The 13,857-nt window shown below is 63.8% G+C and carries 16 protein-coding genes; 6 read left to right on the top strand and 10 right to left on the bottom strand.

All coding sequences use genetic code 11. The features are described 5' to 3' along the window. Positions 1–30 precede the first annotated feature (30 nt). Positions 31–1,704, top strand: a complete 1,674-nt coding sequence (locus WA237_RS10460) for an FAD/NAD(P)-binding protein (RefSeq protein WP_336097639.1) — start codon at positions 31–33, stop codon at positions 1,702–1,704. Positions 1,705–1,707: 3 nt separating this feature from the next. Here WA237_RS10460 and WA237_RS10455 read toward each other — a convergent pair whose 3' ends face one another. From WA237_RS10455 to WA237_RS10445, 3 genes are all read right to left on the bottom strand, one after another. Continuing rightward, the gene (locus tag WA237_RS10455) at positions 1,708–2,793 is read right to left on the bottom strand and encodes a 5-(carboxyamino)imidazole ribonucleotide synthase (RefSeq protein ID WP_040618026.1); all 1,086 of its coding nucleotides are present in this window, start codon (positions 2,791–2,793) and stop codon (positions 1,708–1,710) included. Further along, entirely contained in the window at positions 2,786–3,274 is a 489-nt protein-coding gene (purE, locus tag WA237_RS10450) for a 5-(carboxyamino)imidazole ribonucleotide mutase (protein ID WP_009814217.1), read from the bottom strand. The genes WA237_RS10455 and purE overlap by 8 nt, the downstream gene beginning before the upstream one ends. A gap of 102 nt (positions 3,275–3,376) precedes the next feature. After that, a complete protein-coding gene (locus tag WA237_RS10445) occupies positions 3,377–3,601 on the bottom strand; it encodes a YdcH family protein (protein WP_009814218.1) in 225 nt (74 codons plus the stop codon). A 159-nt stretch (positions 3,602–3,760) separates the two neighbouring features. Between WA237_RS10445 and WA237_RS10440 the strand changes: the two genes are divergently transcribed. From WA237_RS10440 to WA237_RS10430, 3 genes are all read left to right on the top strand, one after another. Then, positions 3,761–4,183, top strand: coding sequence for an Hsp20 family protein (locus tag WA237_RS10440; protein ID WP_040618027.1), 423 nt, complete (start codon positions 3,761–3,763; stop codon positions 4,181–4,183). After that, complete coding sequence (locus WA237_RS10435) at positions 4,180–4,407, top strand: DUF1150 family protein (RefSeq protein WP_009814220.1); 228 nt, start codon at positions 4,180–4,182, stop codon at positions 4,405–4,407. Before WA237_RS10440 ends, WA237_RS10435 begins: the two co-directional genes overlap by 4 nt. A 114-nt stretch (positions 4,408–4,521) precedes the next feature. After that, complete coding sequence (locus tag WA237_RS10430; protein WP_336097637.1) at positions 4,522–5,385, top strand: glycosyltransferase family 10 domain-containing protein; 864 nt, start codon at positions 4,522–4,524, stop codon at positions 5,383–5,385. Between the two features lie 70 nt (positions 5,386–5,455). Here the strand turns inward: WA237_RS10430 and WA237_RS10425 are convergent, their stop codons facing one another. Both WA237_RS10425 and trxB read right to left on the bottom strand, forming a co-directional pair. Next, positions 5,456–7,171, bottom strand: a complete 1,716-nt coding sequence (locus WA237_RS10425) for a bifunctional sulfate adenylyltransferase/adenylylsulfate kinase (RefSeq protein WP_336097636.1) — start codon at positions 7,169–7,171, stop codon at positions 5,456–5,458. 284 nt (positions 7,172–7,455) lie between these two features. Further along, the gene (gene trxB / locus WA237_RS10420; RefSeq protein WP_336097635.1) at positions 7,456–8,397 is read right to left on the bottom strand and encodes a thioredoxin-disulfide reductase; all 942 of its coding nucleotides are present in this window, start codon (positions 8,395–8,397) and stop codon (positions 7,456–7,458) included. 195 nt (positions 8,398–8,592) lie between these two features. Here trxB and WA237_RS10415 point away from each other — a divergent pair, with 195 nt between their 5' ends. Further along, complete coding sequence (locus WA237_RS10415; protein ID WP_009814224.1) at positions 8,593–9,093, top strand: Lrp/AsnC family transcriptional regulator; 501 nt, start codon at positions 8,593–8,595, stop codon at positions 9,091–9,093. 15 nt (positions 9,094–9,108) lie between these two features. Here WA237_RS10415 and WA237_RS10410 read toward each other — a convergent pair whose 3' ends face one another. The 5 genes from WA237_RS10410 to lgt form a co-directional block, all read right to left on the bottom strand. Then, complete coding sequence (locus WA237_RS10410; protein ID WP_336097634.1) at positions 9,109–9,864, bottom strand: Hint domain-containing protein; 756 nt, start codon at positions 9,862–9,864, stop codon at positions 9,109–9,111. Between the two features lie 317 nt (positions 9,865–10,181). Continuing rightward, positions 10,182–10,313, bottom strand: a complete 132-nt coding sequence (locus WA237_RS10405) for a hypothetical protein (protein ID WP_276514674.1) — start codon at positions 10,311–10,313, stop codon at positions 10,182–10,184. A 257-nt stretch (positions 10,314–10,570) separates the two neighbouring features. Beyond that, positions 10,571–11,326: a peptidoglycan editing factor PgeF gene (pgeF, locus tag WA237_RS10400; RefSeq protein ID WP_336097633.1), complete on the bottom strand. Its 756-nt coding sequence runs from the start codon at positions 11,324–11,326 to the stop codon at positions 10,571–10,573. Continuing rightward, positions 11,323–12,384 carry a class I SAM-dependent methyltransferase gene (locus WA237_RS10395; protein ID WP_336097632.1) on the bottom strand — a complete coding sequence of 354 codons (1,062 nt, stop codon included), beginning with the start codon at positions 12,382–12,384 and terminating at the stop codon, positions 11,323–11,325. The genes pgeF and WA237_RS10395 overlap by 4 nt, the downstream gene beginning before the upstream one ends. Next, positions 12,381–13,262, bottom strand: coding sequence for a prolipoprotein diacylglyceryl transferase (lgt, locus tag WA237_RS10390; protein ID WP_336097631.1), 882 nt, complete (start codon positions 13,260–13,262; stop codon positions 12,381–12,383). The genes WA237_RS10395 and lgt overlap by 4 nt, the downstream gene beginning before the upstream one ends. Before the next feature lie 128 nt (positions 13,263–13,390). On the opposite strand from lgt, the gene WA237_RS10385 reads away from it, so the two are divergent. Then, positions 13,391–13,639, top strand: a complete 249-nt coding sequence (locus WA237_RS10385; RefSeq protein ID WP_009814229.1) for an accessory factor UbiK family protein — start codon at positions 13,391–13,393, stop codon at positions 13,637–13,639. The last annotated feature ends 218 nt before the right edge of the window (positions 13,640–13,857 follow it).

Raw genomic sequence — 13,857 nt, 5'->3', positions numbered from 1 at the left:
CACAGGAACAAGCGCGGAGCGGTGGCAATCATGTTGGATCAGAGCAAGGCGGGGCGTGTCGCCATCATCGGGATGGGGCCGCGCGGCCTTGGGGCGCTCAACGCGCTGGCAGAGCGCGCCGCAGAGGTGGATCGGATCATTGAGGTCGATGTCTTTGAGCCGGGGCCAATCCCCGGGCCGGGGCCGAATTTCGATCCGGATCAGAGCGATCTCTGCCTTCTCAACATTCCGCTTCGGTCGATTGATCTTGGTGATCCCGCAGGCGAGGGCATCGGCCCCGGGCGGCTCATCGATTGGATCGAGGATGGGGAGGACGGTGAAACCTACCCGCCGCGCGCCTTTCTCGGGGCCTATCTCGCGCGTTGGTATACCTATCTCGCGAACTCGGTGCCGCATCTGCAGATCACCCATCAGCGGCAATATGTGCGCGACATTCGCGGCACGGCGGGGGCTTGGTATCTCTGGGGGCAGGAAGGGGCCTATGGGCCTTATGATGAGGTTCTCTTGACCCAAGGCCAGCCTGACACCGAGCCGGATCCCCAGATTGCCCGCTGGCAAGAGCATTTGCGCCAAGGCGCGGCGCAAGACAGCGGCGCCGAGATGCTGCCCGCCTATCCCGCGAACCGTCTTATGGCGGCGGCGCAGAGCTGGCGCGGGCGGACGGTGGCGATCCGGGGGCTGGGCCTCTCGACGCTGGACGTGCTGCGGCTCTTGACGCTCGGGCAGGGCGGGCATTTTGCCGAAGGGCGGTATCACCCGTCAGGAAACGAGCCGGCGCGGATCCTGCCCTTTTCGCTCAACGGGCATGCGCCGGTACCGAAACCGGCCAATGCGCAGCTCGACCGCAGATATGAGCCCACCGAGGCCGAAACCCGCGCCTTTGAGCGTGAGTTGGCGACGGCGCTGCGGCTTGGCCCGAAGGCGGCGGTGGCGCAAATCGCGCAGAGCCTTCTGGCGCCGACCTATCGTATCTTGGCCGAGGACGGGGTCGACTGTGGGCCGGGGACGGTCGAGGCCTGGCTCGAGACGGAGCGGGACCACCCCGGGGCGCAGGAGTGCAACCCGCCGATCGCGGCGCTTCGCCATGGGATCGAGATGGCCATGGGCACCCGCCCGCCGTCGCCGGGCTATGTCATCGGGCAGGTCTGGCGCAAGTGGCAGGATGCCCTGCGGCGCGGCTTTAATCCCGGTCAGTCAGATGTGGAAACCGCGCGGGCGTTGGAAAAGTTCGACGAGGGGCTCAAGCGATTTTCCTATGGCCCGCCGGTCGGTGCCGCGCATGAGATGCTGATGCTGATCGAGGTCGGGCTGGTGGATCTCCATGCCGCGGACGACCCGGATGTGGTGCTGACGCCGGAGGGCTGGCAATTGCTGCCGGGCGACGACAGCAGCAGCGCCTCGGTGATGGTCGATGCGGTCCTGCCTGCGCCGACGCTCGATCATTGCCGCGACGCTCTGGTGCTGGCGCTGTGCAAGCGGGGGCATATGACCCGTCTGGCCGAAGGGCTGGGCGCCAAGATTGCGCCTGATGGGCGGCTGATCGGCGAGGATGGCCGCCCGCGCGGCGGGCTGAGCCTGCTTGGCCGGCTGGCCTTGGGCAATGTGGTGGCGGTCGATTCCATCCACGATTGCTTTGGCGCGGCCTCGGCGCGCTGGGCCGAGGCGGCGGTTGCAAGGCTGGTGCGCCGCCCGCTCGCGGCCTGAGGCCTAGCCGCGCGAGGCGGGGCCGATCACCCGGTTGGCATGGCCCATCTTGCGGCCCGGCTTGACCTCGGCCTTGCCATAGAGATGCAGCGACACGGCAGGATCGCGGGCCAGATCGGGCACGCGGTCCATGTCCTCGCCGATGAGGTTCTCCATCACCACATCCGCATAGCGACCGCCGTCGCCCAAGGGCCAGCCCGCCACGGCGCGAATATGCTGTTCGAACTGATCGACGCTACAGCCCTGCTGCGTCCAATGGCCCGAGTTATGCACCCGGGGCGCAATCTCGTTCACCACGAGGCCTTTGGCGGTCACGAAAAGCTCGACCCCCATCACGCCGACATAGTCGAGCGCGTTGAGGATGCGACCGGCGAGCAGCACCGCGTCGGTGCGCTGCGCGGTGCTGAGCCGCGCGGGCAGGGTGGTGGTGCTGAGAATGCCATCCTTGTGGACATTCTCGCCGGGGTCGAAACAGGCGACCGAGCCGTCGGTGCCCCGCGCCGCGATGACCGAGACCTCGTGGCTGAACTCGACGAACCCTTCGAGCACCGAGGGCGCACCGGCCATATCGGCAAGCGCGGTTTCGGCATCCTCTGGGCTGCGCAGCCGGGCCTGGCCCTTGCCGTCATAGCCGAAACGGCGGGTCTTGAGGATCGAGGGCGTGCCGATCTGGTCGAGCGCGCGGGCAAGGCTCGCGGCATCATCCACGGCGGCGAACGGCGCGGTGGTGAGGCCGAGGCCTGAGAGAAATTCCTTCTCGGTCATCCGGTCCTGGCTCACCCGCAGGGCTTCGCGGCCGGGGCGCACCGGGGCCAGATCCTCGAGCAGGTCGAGCGCCGATGTCGGGATGTTTTCGAACTCATAGGTGATGACATCGACCGATTGGCCAAAGTCGCGCAGCGCATCCTCGTCAGAATAGGCGGCCTGAATATGGCGGTCGGCCACATGCGAGGCGGGGCAGTCGGCGCCCGGCTCGAAGATCACCGTGCGAAAGCCGAGCCGCGACGCCGCGACCGAGAGCATCCGGCCAAGCTGACCACCGCCGAGAATGCCGATGGTCGCACCAGTGGGCAGAGGGGCGTCAGTCATCCTTGGGCTCCTCGGGGATCGAGGCCGAGAGCGCCGCGCGCCAGGCGTCGAGCCGCTCGGCCAGCGCCGCGTCGGATGTGGCGAGAATGCCCGCGGCCATCAGGCCCGCGTTGGCGGCGCCCGCCTCGCCAATGGCCATGGTGGCCACGGGATAGCCCTTGGGCATCTGCACAATGGAATAGAGGCTGTCGACACCCGAGAGGGCGCGGGTCTGCACCGGAACGCCGACGACAGGCACGCGGGTTTTCGACGCCATCATGCCCGGCAGATGCGCGGCACCGCCCGCGCCCGCGATGATCACCTTGAGCCCACGGCCTGCGGCCTCGCGGCCATAGTCCCAAAGCCGATCGGGCGTGCGATGCGCCGAGACGATCTTGGTTTCATAGGCCACGCCCAGTTCGTCGAGAACTTCGGCTGCCTTTTTCATGGTCGGCCAGTCCGATTGACTGCCCATGATGATGCCCACGTTGATTTCGGCCATGATCCGCCTCTTTGGAATTGGAGCGCGCACTATAGCGGCGATTGGGAAGAGTTCCAGCGCGGGATTTAAGGATTTTTCACGCTTTTGCGGCGGTGGGCCAGGTCAGGCGATGATGTCGGGGGTCAGCCGGTCTTCGATCCAGGAAATGCGGTCCTTGAGGCGCAGTTTTTGCTGCTTGAGCCGCTTGAGCGTCAGCGGATCGCGCGCGCCTTTTTCGGCAAGGGCCGTGATGGCCTCGTCCAGATCGCGGTGCTGGCGGCGAAACTCTTCGAGCTCAACACGCAGCACGTCGTCGGATTTCATCGAAAGATCGCCGAATGCAGACATCAACCGGGTGATTCCTTTGGAAGCGGAACCCAGAGAATAGGCGAAAGCGTCGCGATCTCAAAGCACTTGCAGGGCGCGTGCAGGATGCCCATATTCGGACCGTGGCCGCCGTAAACGGGGCCCTGCACTGGACCGGTCGCTTAATTCAAGGACGTGGCAATGACAAAGCTTACCCTGGGGACACATCCCTATATGCTGGGGTTCGAACAACTGGAGCGGCTGCTGGAACGCAGCGCGAAATCCGGAAATGAAGGCTATCCGCCGTTCAATATCGAACAAACCAGCGGCAATTCTTATCGTATCACCCTGGCCGTTGCGGGCTTTGGCGAGGATGACCTAGCGGTCACCGTCGAGGATCGGCAATTGGTCATTCGTGGCCGCCAACGCGATGACAGCGAAGACCGGGTGTTTTTGCACCGTGGCATCGCCGCGCGACAGTTTCAGCGGTCTTTCGTTCTGGCGGATGGCGTCGAAGTGGGCGCCGCACTGATCGAAAACGGGCTGTTGCATGTGGATCTGACCCGTGCCGAGCCCGAGACCGTGGTGCAAACGATCAAGATCAACAAAAGGAGCACGTCATGAACACGCCGTTTGATTTCGGGACCGAAGGGGACCGTCCGATTGCCTATGTCCGCTCTGTTGACGTGGCCGAACTGCCCGAGGAAATCCGTGTACAGCTCGACGGGGCCAAGCGCATCTATGCGGTCCATAGCGCGGCGGGTGAACGTCTTGCGCTGGTGCGTGACCGTGGGCTCGCCTTTGTTCTGGCCCGGCAGAACGATCTTGAGCCGGTGACGGTTCACTAATGCGCCAATTGCCGTGCGCTGGGCCCACACCCGGGCCTTCGCACGGCCAAGCATTGAGGCAACGCTCAATTGCAAGTATGGCAGCTCTCAAGCCAACAGTCAGTCGAGCATGCCATGTCCCGTGATGTTCCCCGTATTGCCGTCCTGCCCAACGCCCGCAAGCTCGGCTATCGGCCGGGGCGCATTCTGCTGACCGATCTGATCTGGCCGCTGGGCGTGCCTGAGGGGATCGAGGGGCAGACCTTGGCCGATCTGCGGCCCGAGGATCATCTGCTCGTCTATCCGCGCAAGACGCTGCATCTTCGCCCGGGCTTTGGCACGCGCGCCAAAGTGTCGATCATGGTGGTCGAGCCGAGCGTGATCCATGGCAACCACATGCGCTGGCTGCGCTTTACGCACCGGCGGTTCCACCGGGTGTTGACCCCGCATGAGGAGCTGCTGAACAAGGTCTCCAATGGCCTCTTCTATCCCTTTGGCAGCACATGGGTGCCGGGTTGGTCCTCGCTCGACACGACCAAGACCAAGATGTGTTCGCTGATCGCCTCGGCCAAGCGGTCGCAGACCGGGCATCGGCTGCGCCATGAGATTGTCGAGCAGGCGCAGGCGGCGGGGCTGGATCTGGACGTGATGGGCGGCGGCTATGCGCCCTTTGGCGAGAAATCCGAGGGGCTGGCACCTTATCGCTATTCGGTCGTGATCGAGAATGTGCGCGAAAAGAACTACTTCACCGAGAAACTCGTCGACGCGATCCTGTGCAAGACCGTGCCGATCTATTGGGGCTGTCCCAATATCGCGGAATTCATCAACACCGATGGCATGATCCTCTGCGAGAGCGCCGAAGAGATCATGGCGGCGATGGCTGCCATGTCCGAGGAGGATTATGCTGCGCGACGCCCCGCGCTCGATGCCGCCGAAGCGCAGGCCGCGCATTGGGGCGAGGATCTGCGCCGTGCGGCAGAACTGCTGCGCGACAGCTAATCCCGTGACCGGTTAGAACGCGAAAAGGCGGGCCTTGGCCCGCCTTTTGTGTCTTGTGTGTTACGCCGGATCAGCCCGCGATAAGGCCCATCTGTTCGAGCTTCAGGATGACCTGATGCGCGCAGTTGTCGACATCGACATTCTCGGTCTCGACGCGCAGCTCGGGGTTTTCGGGCACATCGTAAGGGTCGGAAATCCCGGTGAATTCCTTGATCTTGCCTTCGCGCGCCAGCTTGTAGAGCCCCTTGCGGTCGCGGCGTTCGCATTCTTCGAGCGAGGTGGCGACATGGACCTCGACGAAGGCGCCGAACTGTTCGACATCCTCACGCACCGCGCGGCGGGTGGTCGCATAGGGCGCGATGGGCGCACAGATCGCGATACCGCCGTTCTTGGTGATCTCGCTGGCTACATAGCCGATGCGGCGGATGTTGAGATCGCGGTGCTCTTTCGAAAAGCCCAGCTCGGAACTGAGGTTCTTTCGCACGATATCGCCATCGAGCAGCGTCACGGGACGGCCGCCCATCTCCATCAGCTTGACCATGAGCGCGTTGGCGATGGTCGATTTGCCCGAGCCGGAGAACCCGGTGAAGAACACGGTAAAGCCCTGCTGGCTGCGCGGCGGACGGGTGCGTCGCAGTTCGCGGACCACTTCGGGGAAGGAGAACCATTCCGGGATCTCGAGCCCTTCGGCCAAACGGCGGCGCAGCTCGGTGCCGGAGATGTTGAGAACGGTCACGTCGTCCTTGTCGGTGATCTCATCCATCGGCTCGTACTGGGCGCGTTCCTGCACATAGACCATATGTTTGAAATCGACCATTTCGATGCCGATCTCGGCCTCATGTTCGCGGAAGAGATCCTGCGCATCATAGGGGCCGTAGAAATCCTCGCCCTGGCTGTTCTTGCCGGGGCCGGCGTGGTCGCGGCCGACGATGAAATGGGTGCAGCCATGGTTGCGACGGATGAGCCCGTGCCAAACCGCCTCGCGCGGGCCGGCCATGCGCATGGCGAGGTTCAGCAGGCTCATCGTGGTGGTCGAGCCCGGATATTTGTCGAGCACCGCCTCATAGCAGCGCACGCGGGTGAAGTGATCGACATCGCCCGGTTTGGTCATGCCGACGACCGGATGGATGAGCAGGTTGGCCTGCGCCTCTTTCGCGGCGCGGAAGGTCAGTTCCTGATGCGCACGGTGCAGCGGGTTGCGGGTCTGGAAGGCCACGACCTTGCGCCAGCCCAGCTTGCGGAAATAGGCGCGCAGCTCGTTCGGGGTGTCGCGGCGGGCGCGGAAATCGTAATGCACCGGCGGCTGAATGCCGGTCACCGGGCCGCCGAGATAGACCTTGCCCGCCGTGTTGTGCAGATAGTTCACCGCCGGATGCGCATCGTCATCGGCGCCAAAGACGCGCTCGGCCTCGCGCGCCTTGTTGGGCGTCCAATTGTCAGTGATGGTCATGGTGGCGAGGATCACGCCTTCTTGGTCGCGCAGGGCGATGTCCTGACCGTCTTCGAGCTTGGCGGCAAACTCTTCCGACACGTCGAGGGTGATCGGCATCGGCCAGAGCGTGCCATCGGCGAGGCGCATGTTTTCGACCACGCCATCGTAATCTGCTTGGCTCAGGAAGCCTTTGAGCGGGTTGAACCCGCCGTTCATCAGCAGTTCGAGATCACAGATCTGACGCGGCGTGAGGTCCCAGCTGACGAGGTCAGCGGCCTCGACCTTGAGTTTCTGGGCGCTGTCATAGGACACATAGAGCTCGGGTACGGGGGTGAGATTGCTCGAAATCGTCATTGGGTCACTTTCAATTGCCTGCCAGTCGGGTCAGCCCGGTTTCGGCGCGAAATAGACCGGGATTGTGGCTGCATTCAAGCAGCGCTGTGGAGAAAAGAGGAAATTGAGACCTTTATTCCACAGGGGGCGCGAGAGCTGGACGCTCATCTCGCGGGGATCGGCACGCTGTGAACGCTGTCTGCCCGTCTGTGGCGGCGGACAGGCCTGACAGAGCGGCGCGGGGCACTTTGGGTGTCGCGTATGGGTCTCCGGGTGGACAGCAGGGTGTCCACCCGGAGGAGGGCTTATTCGGCTTCGGCGAGGAACCGTTCGGCGTCGAGCGCGGCCATGCAGCCCATGCCGGCGCTGGTGACGGCCTGGCGGTAGATCGGGTCGGTGATGTCACCCGCGGCGAACACGCCGGGGATGGAGGTGAGCGAGCTGCCCGGCTGCACCTTGACATAGCCGCCGGCGTGCAACTCGAGCTGATCCTTGACCAGTTCGTTGGCGGGCGCGTGGCCGATGGCGATAAAGACGCCCTTAGCGGGGATGTCGGTGATCTCGCCAGTCTTCACATGTTTGACCTTGATCCCCTCAACGCCGAGCGGCGTGTCGGTGCCATAGACCTCATCGAGCATGTGATCCCAGAGCAGTTCGATCTTCGGGTGCTTGCGCAGGCGGTCTTCGAGGATCGCTTCGCAACGCAGCTCATCGCGGCGGTGGATCAGCGTCACCTTGGAGGCGAAATTCGTCAGGAACAGCGCCTCTTCGACCGCGGTGTTGCCGCCGCCGATCACCGCAATTTCCTGCCCGCGATAGAAGAACCCGTCACAGGTGGCACAGGCCGAGACGCCAAAGCCTTTGAATTTCTCTTCCGACGGCAGGCCGAGCCATTTCGCGCGCGCGCCGGTGGCGAGGATGACCGCATCGGCGGTATAGACCGTGCCGCTGTCGCCCTTGGCGGTAAAGGGACGTTGCGACAGATCGAGATCGGTGATGATGTCGCCGATGATCTCGCAGCCCATCGCCTTGGCATGGGCCTCCATCCGCACCATGAGATCGGGGCCTTGAACTTCGCTGTCGCCGGGCCAGTTTTCCACCTCGGTGGTGGTGGTGAGCTGACCGCCCGGCTCGATCCCTTGCACGAGGATCGGGTTAAGCAGCGCGCGGCTGGCATAGACGCCAGCGGTATAGCCAGCGGGGCCAGAGCCGATGATCAGGACACGGGTGTGGCGGGGGTCGGACATCAAAGGGCTCCTTGGCAGCATGGGCAGGGTTCGGCTACCGGATATAGTCACCCCCGGTCGCACGTGAAAGCCCCAGTTTTATGACAAAGCCGTCACCTAAAAATTCCTGTGCGAAAGGATGTTGCTTCTGGGCGAAACAATATTGCGTGTATGCGCATGGCTGCTATAACAATCGCGAAATTCAAGGGGGCTCGCATGGCGACGACACGACTGGATCCGATCGACCGCAAGATATTGGCCGAACTGCAGGCCGATGGGCGGATGACCAATGTGGAATTGGCCAAACGTGTCGGAATCTCTGCGCCGCCCTGCCTGCGCCGGGTGCGCACGTTGGAGGAAAGCGGCTATATCAAGGGCTATCATGCCGATGTGGACGCCCGCGAGCTTGGCTTTGAGGTGCAGGTCTTTGCCAGCGTCGGCCTGGTGAGTCAGGCCGAAAGCGATCTGAGCGCCTTTGAAGAGAAATGCCGGGGCTGGCCGCTGGTTCGTGAATGTCACATGCTCAATGGCGAGGTGGATTTCATCCTCAAATGCGTGGCCCCGGACCTGAGCACCTTTCAGCAGTTTCTGACCCGCGACCTGACCGCCGCCGAGAATGTCGCCAGCGTCAAGACATCGCTGGTGATCCGGGGCGCCAAGGACGATCCCGGCGTGCCCTTTGAGGTGCTCGAAGAGCGGCTGGCGCGCGACGCCTGAGCGTCGCGCAAGCGATCATTCGATCGGCATTGGCAAGGGCTGACGCGGATGGGCGAGGCTTCCGAATTCGGAGGTTTTGCGCAGATGCGGGAAGAGCGCCATGAACCGCACCGAGGTCTCATAAGACACGATGGAATTGAACCCCGCGCCGGGGTGAAAGCTCTCGGTGGTGAGCCCTGCCGCGGTGATTGTCGCGTGCCGCTGCAGCGCCAGATGGTAGAGCCGCACCGGGCTTGGCGGGCGCAGCGGGATCACGCTATGGCCATCGGCAAAGCTCTGCACGCTGCGCAGGCTGTTGTCGCCGGGCCCGCCGGTGGTGCGCTGCAACAGGCGCGCGCCGGGGCCGGCGAGGAAATCGGGCGAGGGGCGGCCCAGCCCAAAGGCATCGGTCATCACGCGGGTCAGCGGTGCCACGGGCGCGATGTTGTCGGGCGCAAGCTGCATCGAGCCGATCCAGAGCAGCGGCGATGGGCCGCGCTCGCGGGTCTGGATGAGCATGCCAGGCACGAGGTCTTCGACGGCAACGGGCCCCTGGGTCGTGGTGATGAGCGTGCCACGGGCAAAGGCCGAGAACGCCGCCTCGAAAATCGGACCGGCCGGGGCCTCGACCCGAGAGCGCTGGACCGAGCCGTCATGGCGGTTGAGCCAAGAGACATCATAGACGCGCTGGGCGGTCGGACGGATGTCCTGAGGGCGTGAGGCCGGGCGATTGGATGCGGGATGTGTGGTGCGGGGCGCGACAATACGGGGCGCCGAGGGGGAATAAACCATCTATGACCTTTGTCCTTCGGGTCTTATCTGTACCGGCCCCCACCGAACAGCGACAGAAAGACAGAGTTAATCTGCAATCTCGCCATAGTTGAGCCGGGGCGGCGCATTTATGTCAAATTTTCACTGAAATTGGCGCTGATGCGCGGGGTAATCGCGGTGTCTGGTGAGGATTGTTGAAAATTCAGCCTGTAATCGCGCCACAATCCGAGTCGCGCCCAGGCCCTTCAGAGGAAAGGCCGGGAACACAAAGGCCGCATCCGGGGACACGGCCTTTTGCTGCCACGAGGGGGGAAGACTGCGGCGGGGACGCGGGAGGGTTAGCTCGCGCGTTTGGCGGAAACGGGGGTTGCGACCTTGACCTTGCGATAGCCGCGCTGGAAGGGCAGCGGCGCAACGGGGGATTTGCTCGCTTCAATCACGGATGTCATCCAACGGCGTTGCTTCTTCATGGTCTTGGCTCCTCACACTGTCCCCGTTTTTTGGGACTTACTGTTGTTCGTTCTGGAAACAATTTGCCGGGATATTGCGGCCATGTTTGGGCTTTGAGAACAATTTGTGAGAGATTTGAGAGGTCGGACCGGCGCGGAATGTGGCTGAGGCGCATTCCGGCAATCTATTGAAAACTATGATGTTTTCAGAATGTGCGAATTTCCTGAGGCCAGAATCCGGCGATTTCTAGCGGGTCTTCGCCCAAATCGCGCCAGATTCAGAGACGGATGACCGAAATCAGCCGGCCGTAATCGACCTCGCCGGCATGGGTGGTGCGCCGATAGGAGAAAAACCGAGTCGCATCATGATAGGTGCAATGGCCGGTCCATTCGGCATGGCCAACCCCGGCCTGCCGCAGACGGTAGAGCCCATAGCCCGGCAGATCGAACTGCAACCGGTCGCCCTGCCCATTGGCAAAGAAACGGCTGGCCTCAGGGTCGTCCAGGGTAAAGCTGTCCATGAAATCGGGGCCGACCTCATAGGCGGATTGGCTGATGCAGGGGCCGATCACGGCGCAGATCTCGGCCCGTTCTGCGCCAAGGTCTTCCATCGCGTCGAGCGTCGCCTCGAGCACGCCGAGCTGCGCGCCCTTCCAGCCCGCATGGGCCGCGCCGATCACCCCATGCGTGGCATCTGCAAAGAGCACCGGCTGGCAATCGGCGGTCAGGATGCCGAGCGCGATGCCCGGCGTCGCGGTGACCATCGCATCGGCCTTGGGCTTGGCCGCAAAGGGCTCGGTGACATGGACGACATCGGGCGAATGTACCTGATGGAGCGAGACGAGATGGCTCTGATCGACCTGCATCGCCTCGGACACGCGGCGGCGGTTGATGGCGACGATCTCGGATTGATCCGACGAGCCCTGACCGCAGTTCAGCCCCTGAAAAATCCCCGACGAGGCACCGCCCTTGCGGGTAAAGAACCCGTGGCGCAGCGGGGTGAGACTGTCGGCGGTGATGATTTCAAGGGTCATAGATCAAGTCCAGCTGGCGGTGCGGTGCCCGCGGGGTAAAGCGCCATCACCTTGAACAGCGTCCCCATTTCCTCTGGGTGCGTCAAGCGGCGATGTGCGGCGATATGGGCGTCGAGAGCCGCGCCGGTGAGCCCGGAGGCCAGGGCCTGCGCCCGCGCGGTGATGCCGAGCCGTTCGAGAAAGACGCCCTGAGGCGTGGCGCGGCTATGCGCGGCAGGGGCGGCGGCGCGGGCGAGGCTTGCGAATTCCACATGGGCGGTGAGATCGGCGGTGCCGGGGGCCTCGAGCGGATCGGTTTTGGCGTGGGATTTGACCGCTTGGAACGTGTCGCCTGCGCTCTGCCAGTCGCCGTAATCTATGAGGAGCGCCATGCCGCCATGGGTCGCAATCCGGGCGCCGAGGGTTTCGGCCATGACCTCTGAGGCGGGGCTGAGCGTCACCATATCGCCCTCGGTGGTGTCGGCGAGCCGATGGTCGAGCGCCTTGAGCGGCAGGGGCGCGGCAAGGCCAAAGCAAAGCGCGCCACCCTCATCCAGACCTACCAGCCGTTCGCGCCACTGATCGCCATTGCGCAGGAACTGGCGCAGCGGCAGGGCGTCGAAAAACTCGTTCGCGACAAGGAAAAGCGGCAGCTCGGGCAGGGTGTCGATATGGTCGTGATGGGTGACGTTTTGCACCGCCTTGGCCTGCAACGCGCGCAGCGCTGGCGAGGCCTCGACCATATGCGGGCGGGCGGCGGCGTGAAAGCCGGGGATCTTGCTTGTGGCGCGCAGGATATCGGCCATGAGCGTGCCGCGTCCGGGGCCAAGCTCGGCCAGGGCAAAGGGCGCTGGCGCGCCTTGATCGAGCCAGCTCTGGGCCAGGGCGAGGCCGATGAGTTCACCGAACATCTGGCTGATTTCCGGCGCGGTGATGAAATCGCCGGAGACGCCGAGGGGATCGCGCGTGGGGTAATAGCCATGCTCGGGATGGAGCAGGCAGAGGGTCATGTAATCGGCGATGCTGATCGGGCCGGTGGCGGCAATCTGCCGTGATATCAGGGTCTTGAGCGGGGTCATGCGCGGCGGGCGCGGAGCACGAAGTAAAGACCCACCGCGATCATCGGCAGCGACAGGATTTGCCCCATGGTGAGACCGTAGCCGCCGATCTGCCAGGCAAGGCCGAGCGGGTTGCCGGGCGAGATGAACTGGGCGTCGGGCTGGCGCACGAATTCGACGAGGAACCGGCCGAGACCATAGCCCGCCACGAAGAGGCCGAGGATCAGCCCGGGGCGTTTGAAGGCGCCGCGACGATAGGCGAGCCAGATCAGCACCGCGCCGAGGATCAGCCCTTCGAGAGCGGCCTCGTAGAGCTGTGACGGATGGCGGGCGCAGAGACCGGCGAGCGTGCCGCAGTTCTGAGCCTCCGCGCCGGGGAAGATCACGCCCCAGGGCAGATCGGTCGGGCGGCCCCAAAGCTCGGCATTGATGAAATTGGCGATCCGGCCCAGCAAGAGCCCGATCGGCGTGACCATGGCGAGCACATCTGCGGCCGAGAGCCAAGGGATGTTTTCCTTGCGGAAATAGAGCGTGGCGGCGATCAGAACGCCGAGGAAGCCGCCATGAAACGCCATGCCGCCTTGCCAGATCTTGAGGATGTCACCGGGGTTCGACAGGTAGTAACCGGGTTGATAAAACAGCACAAATCCGAGTCGGCCACCGAGGATGATGCCAAGGATCACCCAGGTGAGGAGGTCGTCCACCTGGGTCCGTGTCATGGGCGATGTGTCGCCGGGCCAGAGCGTCGGGCGGCTCACCGTGGCGAGCACGAGACGCCAGCCCAGAACGATGCCCACGATATAGGCCAGCGCGTACCAGCGCAGCGAGAAATCGAGGCCGAACAGCGAGATCGTGAAGATCTCGGGCGAGATGTCGGGGAAGGGGATCGCGGCTATCATAGGGCCTGTTGGCCATGGGCCGGGGGCAGAGTCAAGAGATCACATATCTGTCATATGGGGGTGAACTCTGTGCTTGAGAACAGGGGGCATCCACCCCATATAGCCCCTGTATATTCTGGAGGATAGCGATGCAGACCCGCAACAAGGTGCTCGACGATATTTCGCAGCTGATGACCAATGCCATGGGCGTGGCGCAGGGCGCGAAGAACGAGGCGGAAACGGCAATGAAATCAATGCTCGACCGCTGGTTGGCGGATCGCGATTTTGTCACCCGCGAAGAGTTCGACGCGGTGCGTGCGATGGCCCAGAAGGCGCGTGAAGAGAATGAAAGCCTCAAGGCGCGGCTCGAAAAACTCGAAGGCCAATCCGGCAAATAAGCCGGGTCGGTGACACGTCGGTATTACGTCGGTAAAGCGACGGTGCCGGTTTTGGCGCTGATCAGGAGGTTTTGCCCTGCCTCGATCCGGCAAAATGCCGGGTCGGCAGCACGTCGGTCTTGCGTCGGTAAAACGACAGTGCCTCTTTCGGCCCTCTGATCGGGCCCTGGCCGGTCCCCGCCGATCCACCTCCCCCATCATCCATGATCTGCCACCCG

The sequence above is a fragment of the Roseovarius sp. CH_XMU1461 genome (genome assembly GCF_037027165.1).
GTDB classification, from domain to species: domain Bacteria; phylum Pseudomonadota; class Alphaproteobacteria; order Rhodobacterales; family Rhodobacteraceae; genus Roseovarius; species Roseovarius nubinhibens.
The sequence above is the reverse complement of the archived record's forward strand: the minus strand, read 5'-3'. Positions and strand labels throughout refer to the sequence as shown.

Bases quoted from the DNA above. Each gene is read 5' to 3' on its own strand.
- WA237_RS10445 (WP_009814218.1), bottom strand. From the start codon at position 3,601: ATGTCTGCATTCGGCGATCTTTCGATGAAATCCGACGACGTGCTGCGT.
- WA237_RS10460 (WP_336097639.1), top strand. From the start codon at position 31: ATGTTGGATCAGAGCAAGGCGGGGCGTGTCGCCATCATCGGGATGGGG.
- pgeF (WP_336097633.1), bottom strand. From the start codon at position 11,326: ATGACCCTTGAAATCATCACCGCCGACAGTCTCACCCCGCTGCGCCAC.
- WA237_RS10385 (WP_009814229.1), top strand. From the start codon at position 13,391: ATGCAGACCCGCAACAAGGTGCTCGACGATATTTCGCAGCTGATGACC.
- WA237_RS10410 (WP_336097634.1), bottom strand. From the start codon at position 9,864: ATGGTTTATTCCCCCTCGGCGCCCCGTATTGTCGCGCCCCGCACCACA.
- WA237_RS10440 (WP_040618027.1), top strand. From the start codon at position 3,761: ATGACAAAGCTTACCCTGGGGACACATCCCTATATGCTGGGGTTCGAA.
- trxB (WP_336097635.1), bottom strand. From the start codon at position 8,397: ATGTCCGACCCCCGCCACACCCGTGTCCTGATCATCGGCTCTGGCCCC.
- WA237_RS10415 (WP_009814224.1), top strand. From the start codon at position 8,593: ATGGCGACGACACGACTGGATCCGATCGACCGCAAGATATTGGCCGAA.
- WA237_RS10435 (WP_009814220.1), top strand. From the start codon at position 4,180: ATGAACACGCCGTTTGATTTCGGGACCGAAGGGGACCGTCCGATTGCC.
- WA237_RS10430 (WP_336097637.1), top strand. From the start codon at position 4,522: ATGTCCCGTGATGTTCCCCGTATTGCCGTCCTGCCCAACGCCCGCAAG.
- WA237_RS10455 (WP_040618026.1), bottom strand. From the start codon at position 2,793: ATGACTGACGCCCCTCTGCCCACTGGTGCGACCATCGGCATTCTCGGC.
- WA237_RS10425 (WP_336097636.1), bottom strand. From the start codon at position 7,171: ATGACGATTTCGAGCAATCTCACCCCCGTACCCGAGCTCTATGTGTCC.
- WA237_RS10405 (WP_276514674.1), bottom strand. From the start codon at position 10,313: ATGAAGAAGCAACGCCGTTGGATGACATCCGTGATTGAAGCGAGCAAA.
- WA237_RS10395 (WP_336097632.1), bottom strand. From the start codon at position 12,384: ATGACCCCGCTCAAGACCCTGATATCACGGCAGATTGCCGCCACCGGC.
- purE (WP_009814217.1), bottom strand. From the start codon at position 3,274: ATGGCCGAAATCAACGTGGGCATCATCATGGGCAGTCAATCGGACTGG.
- lgt (WP_336097631.1), bottom strand. From the start codon at position 13,262: ATGATAGCCGCGATCCCCTTCCCCGACATCTCGCCCGAGATCTTCACG.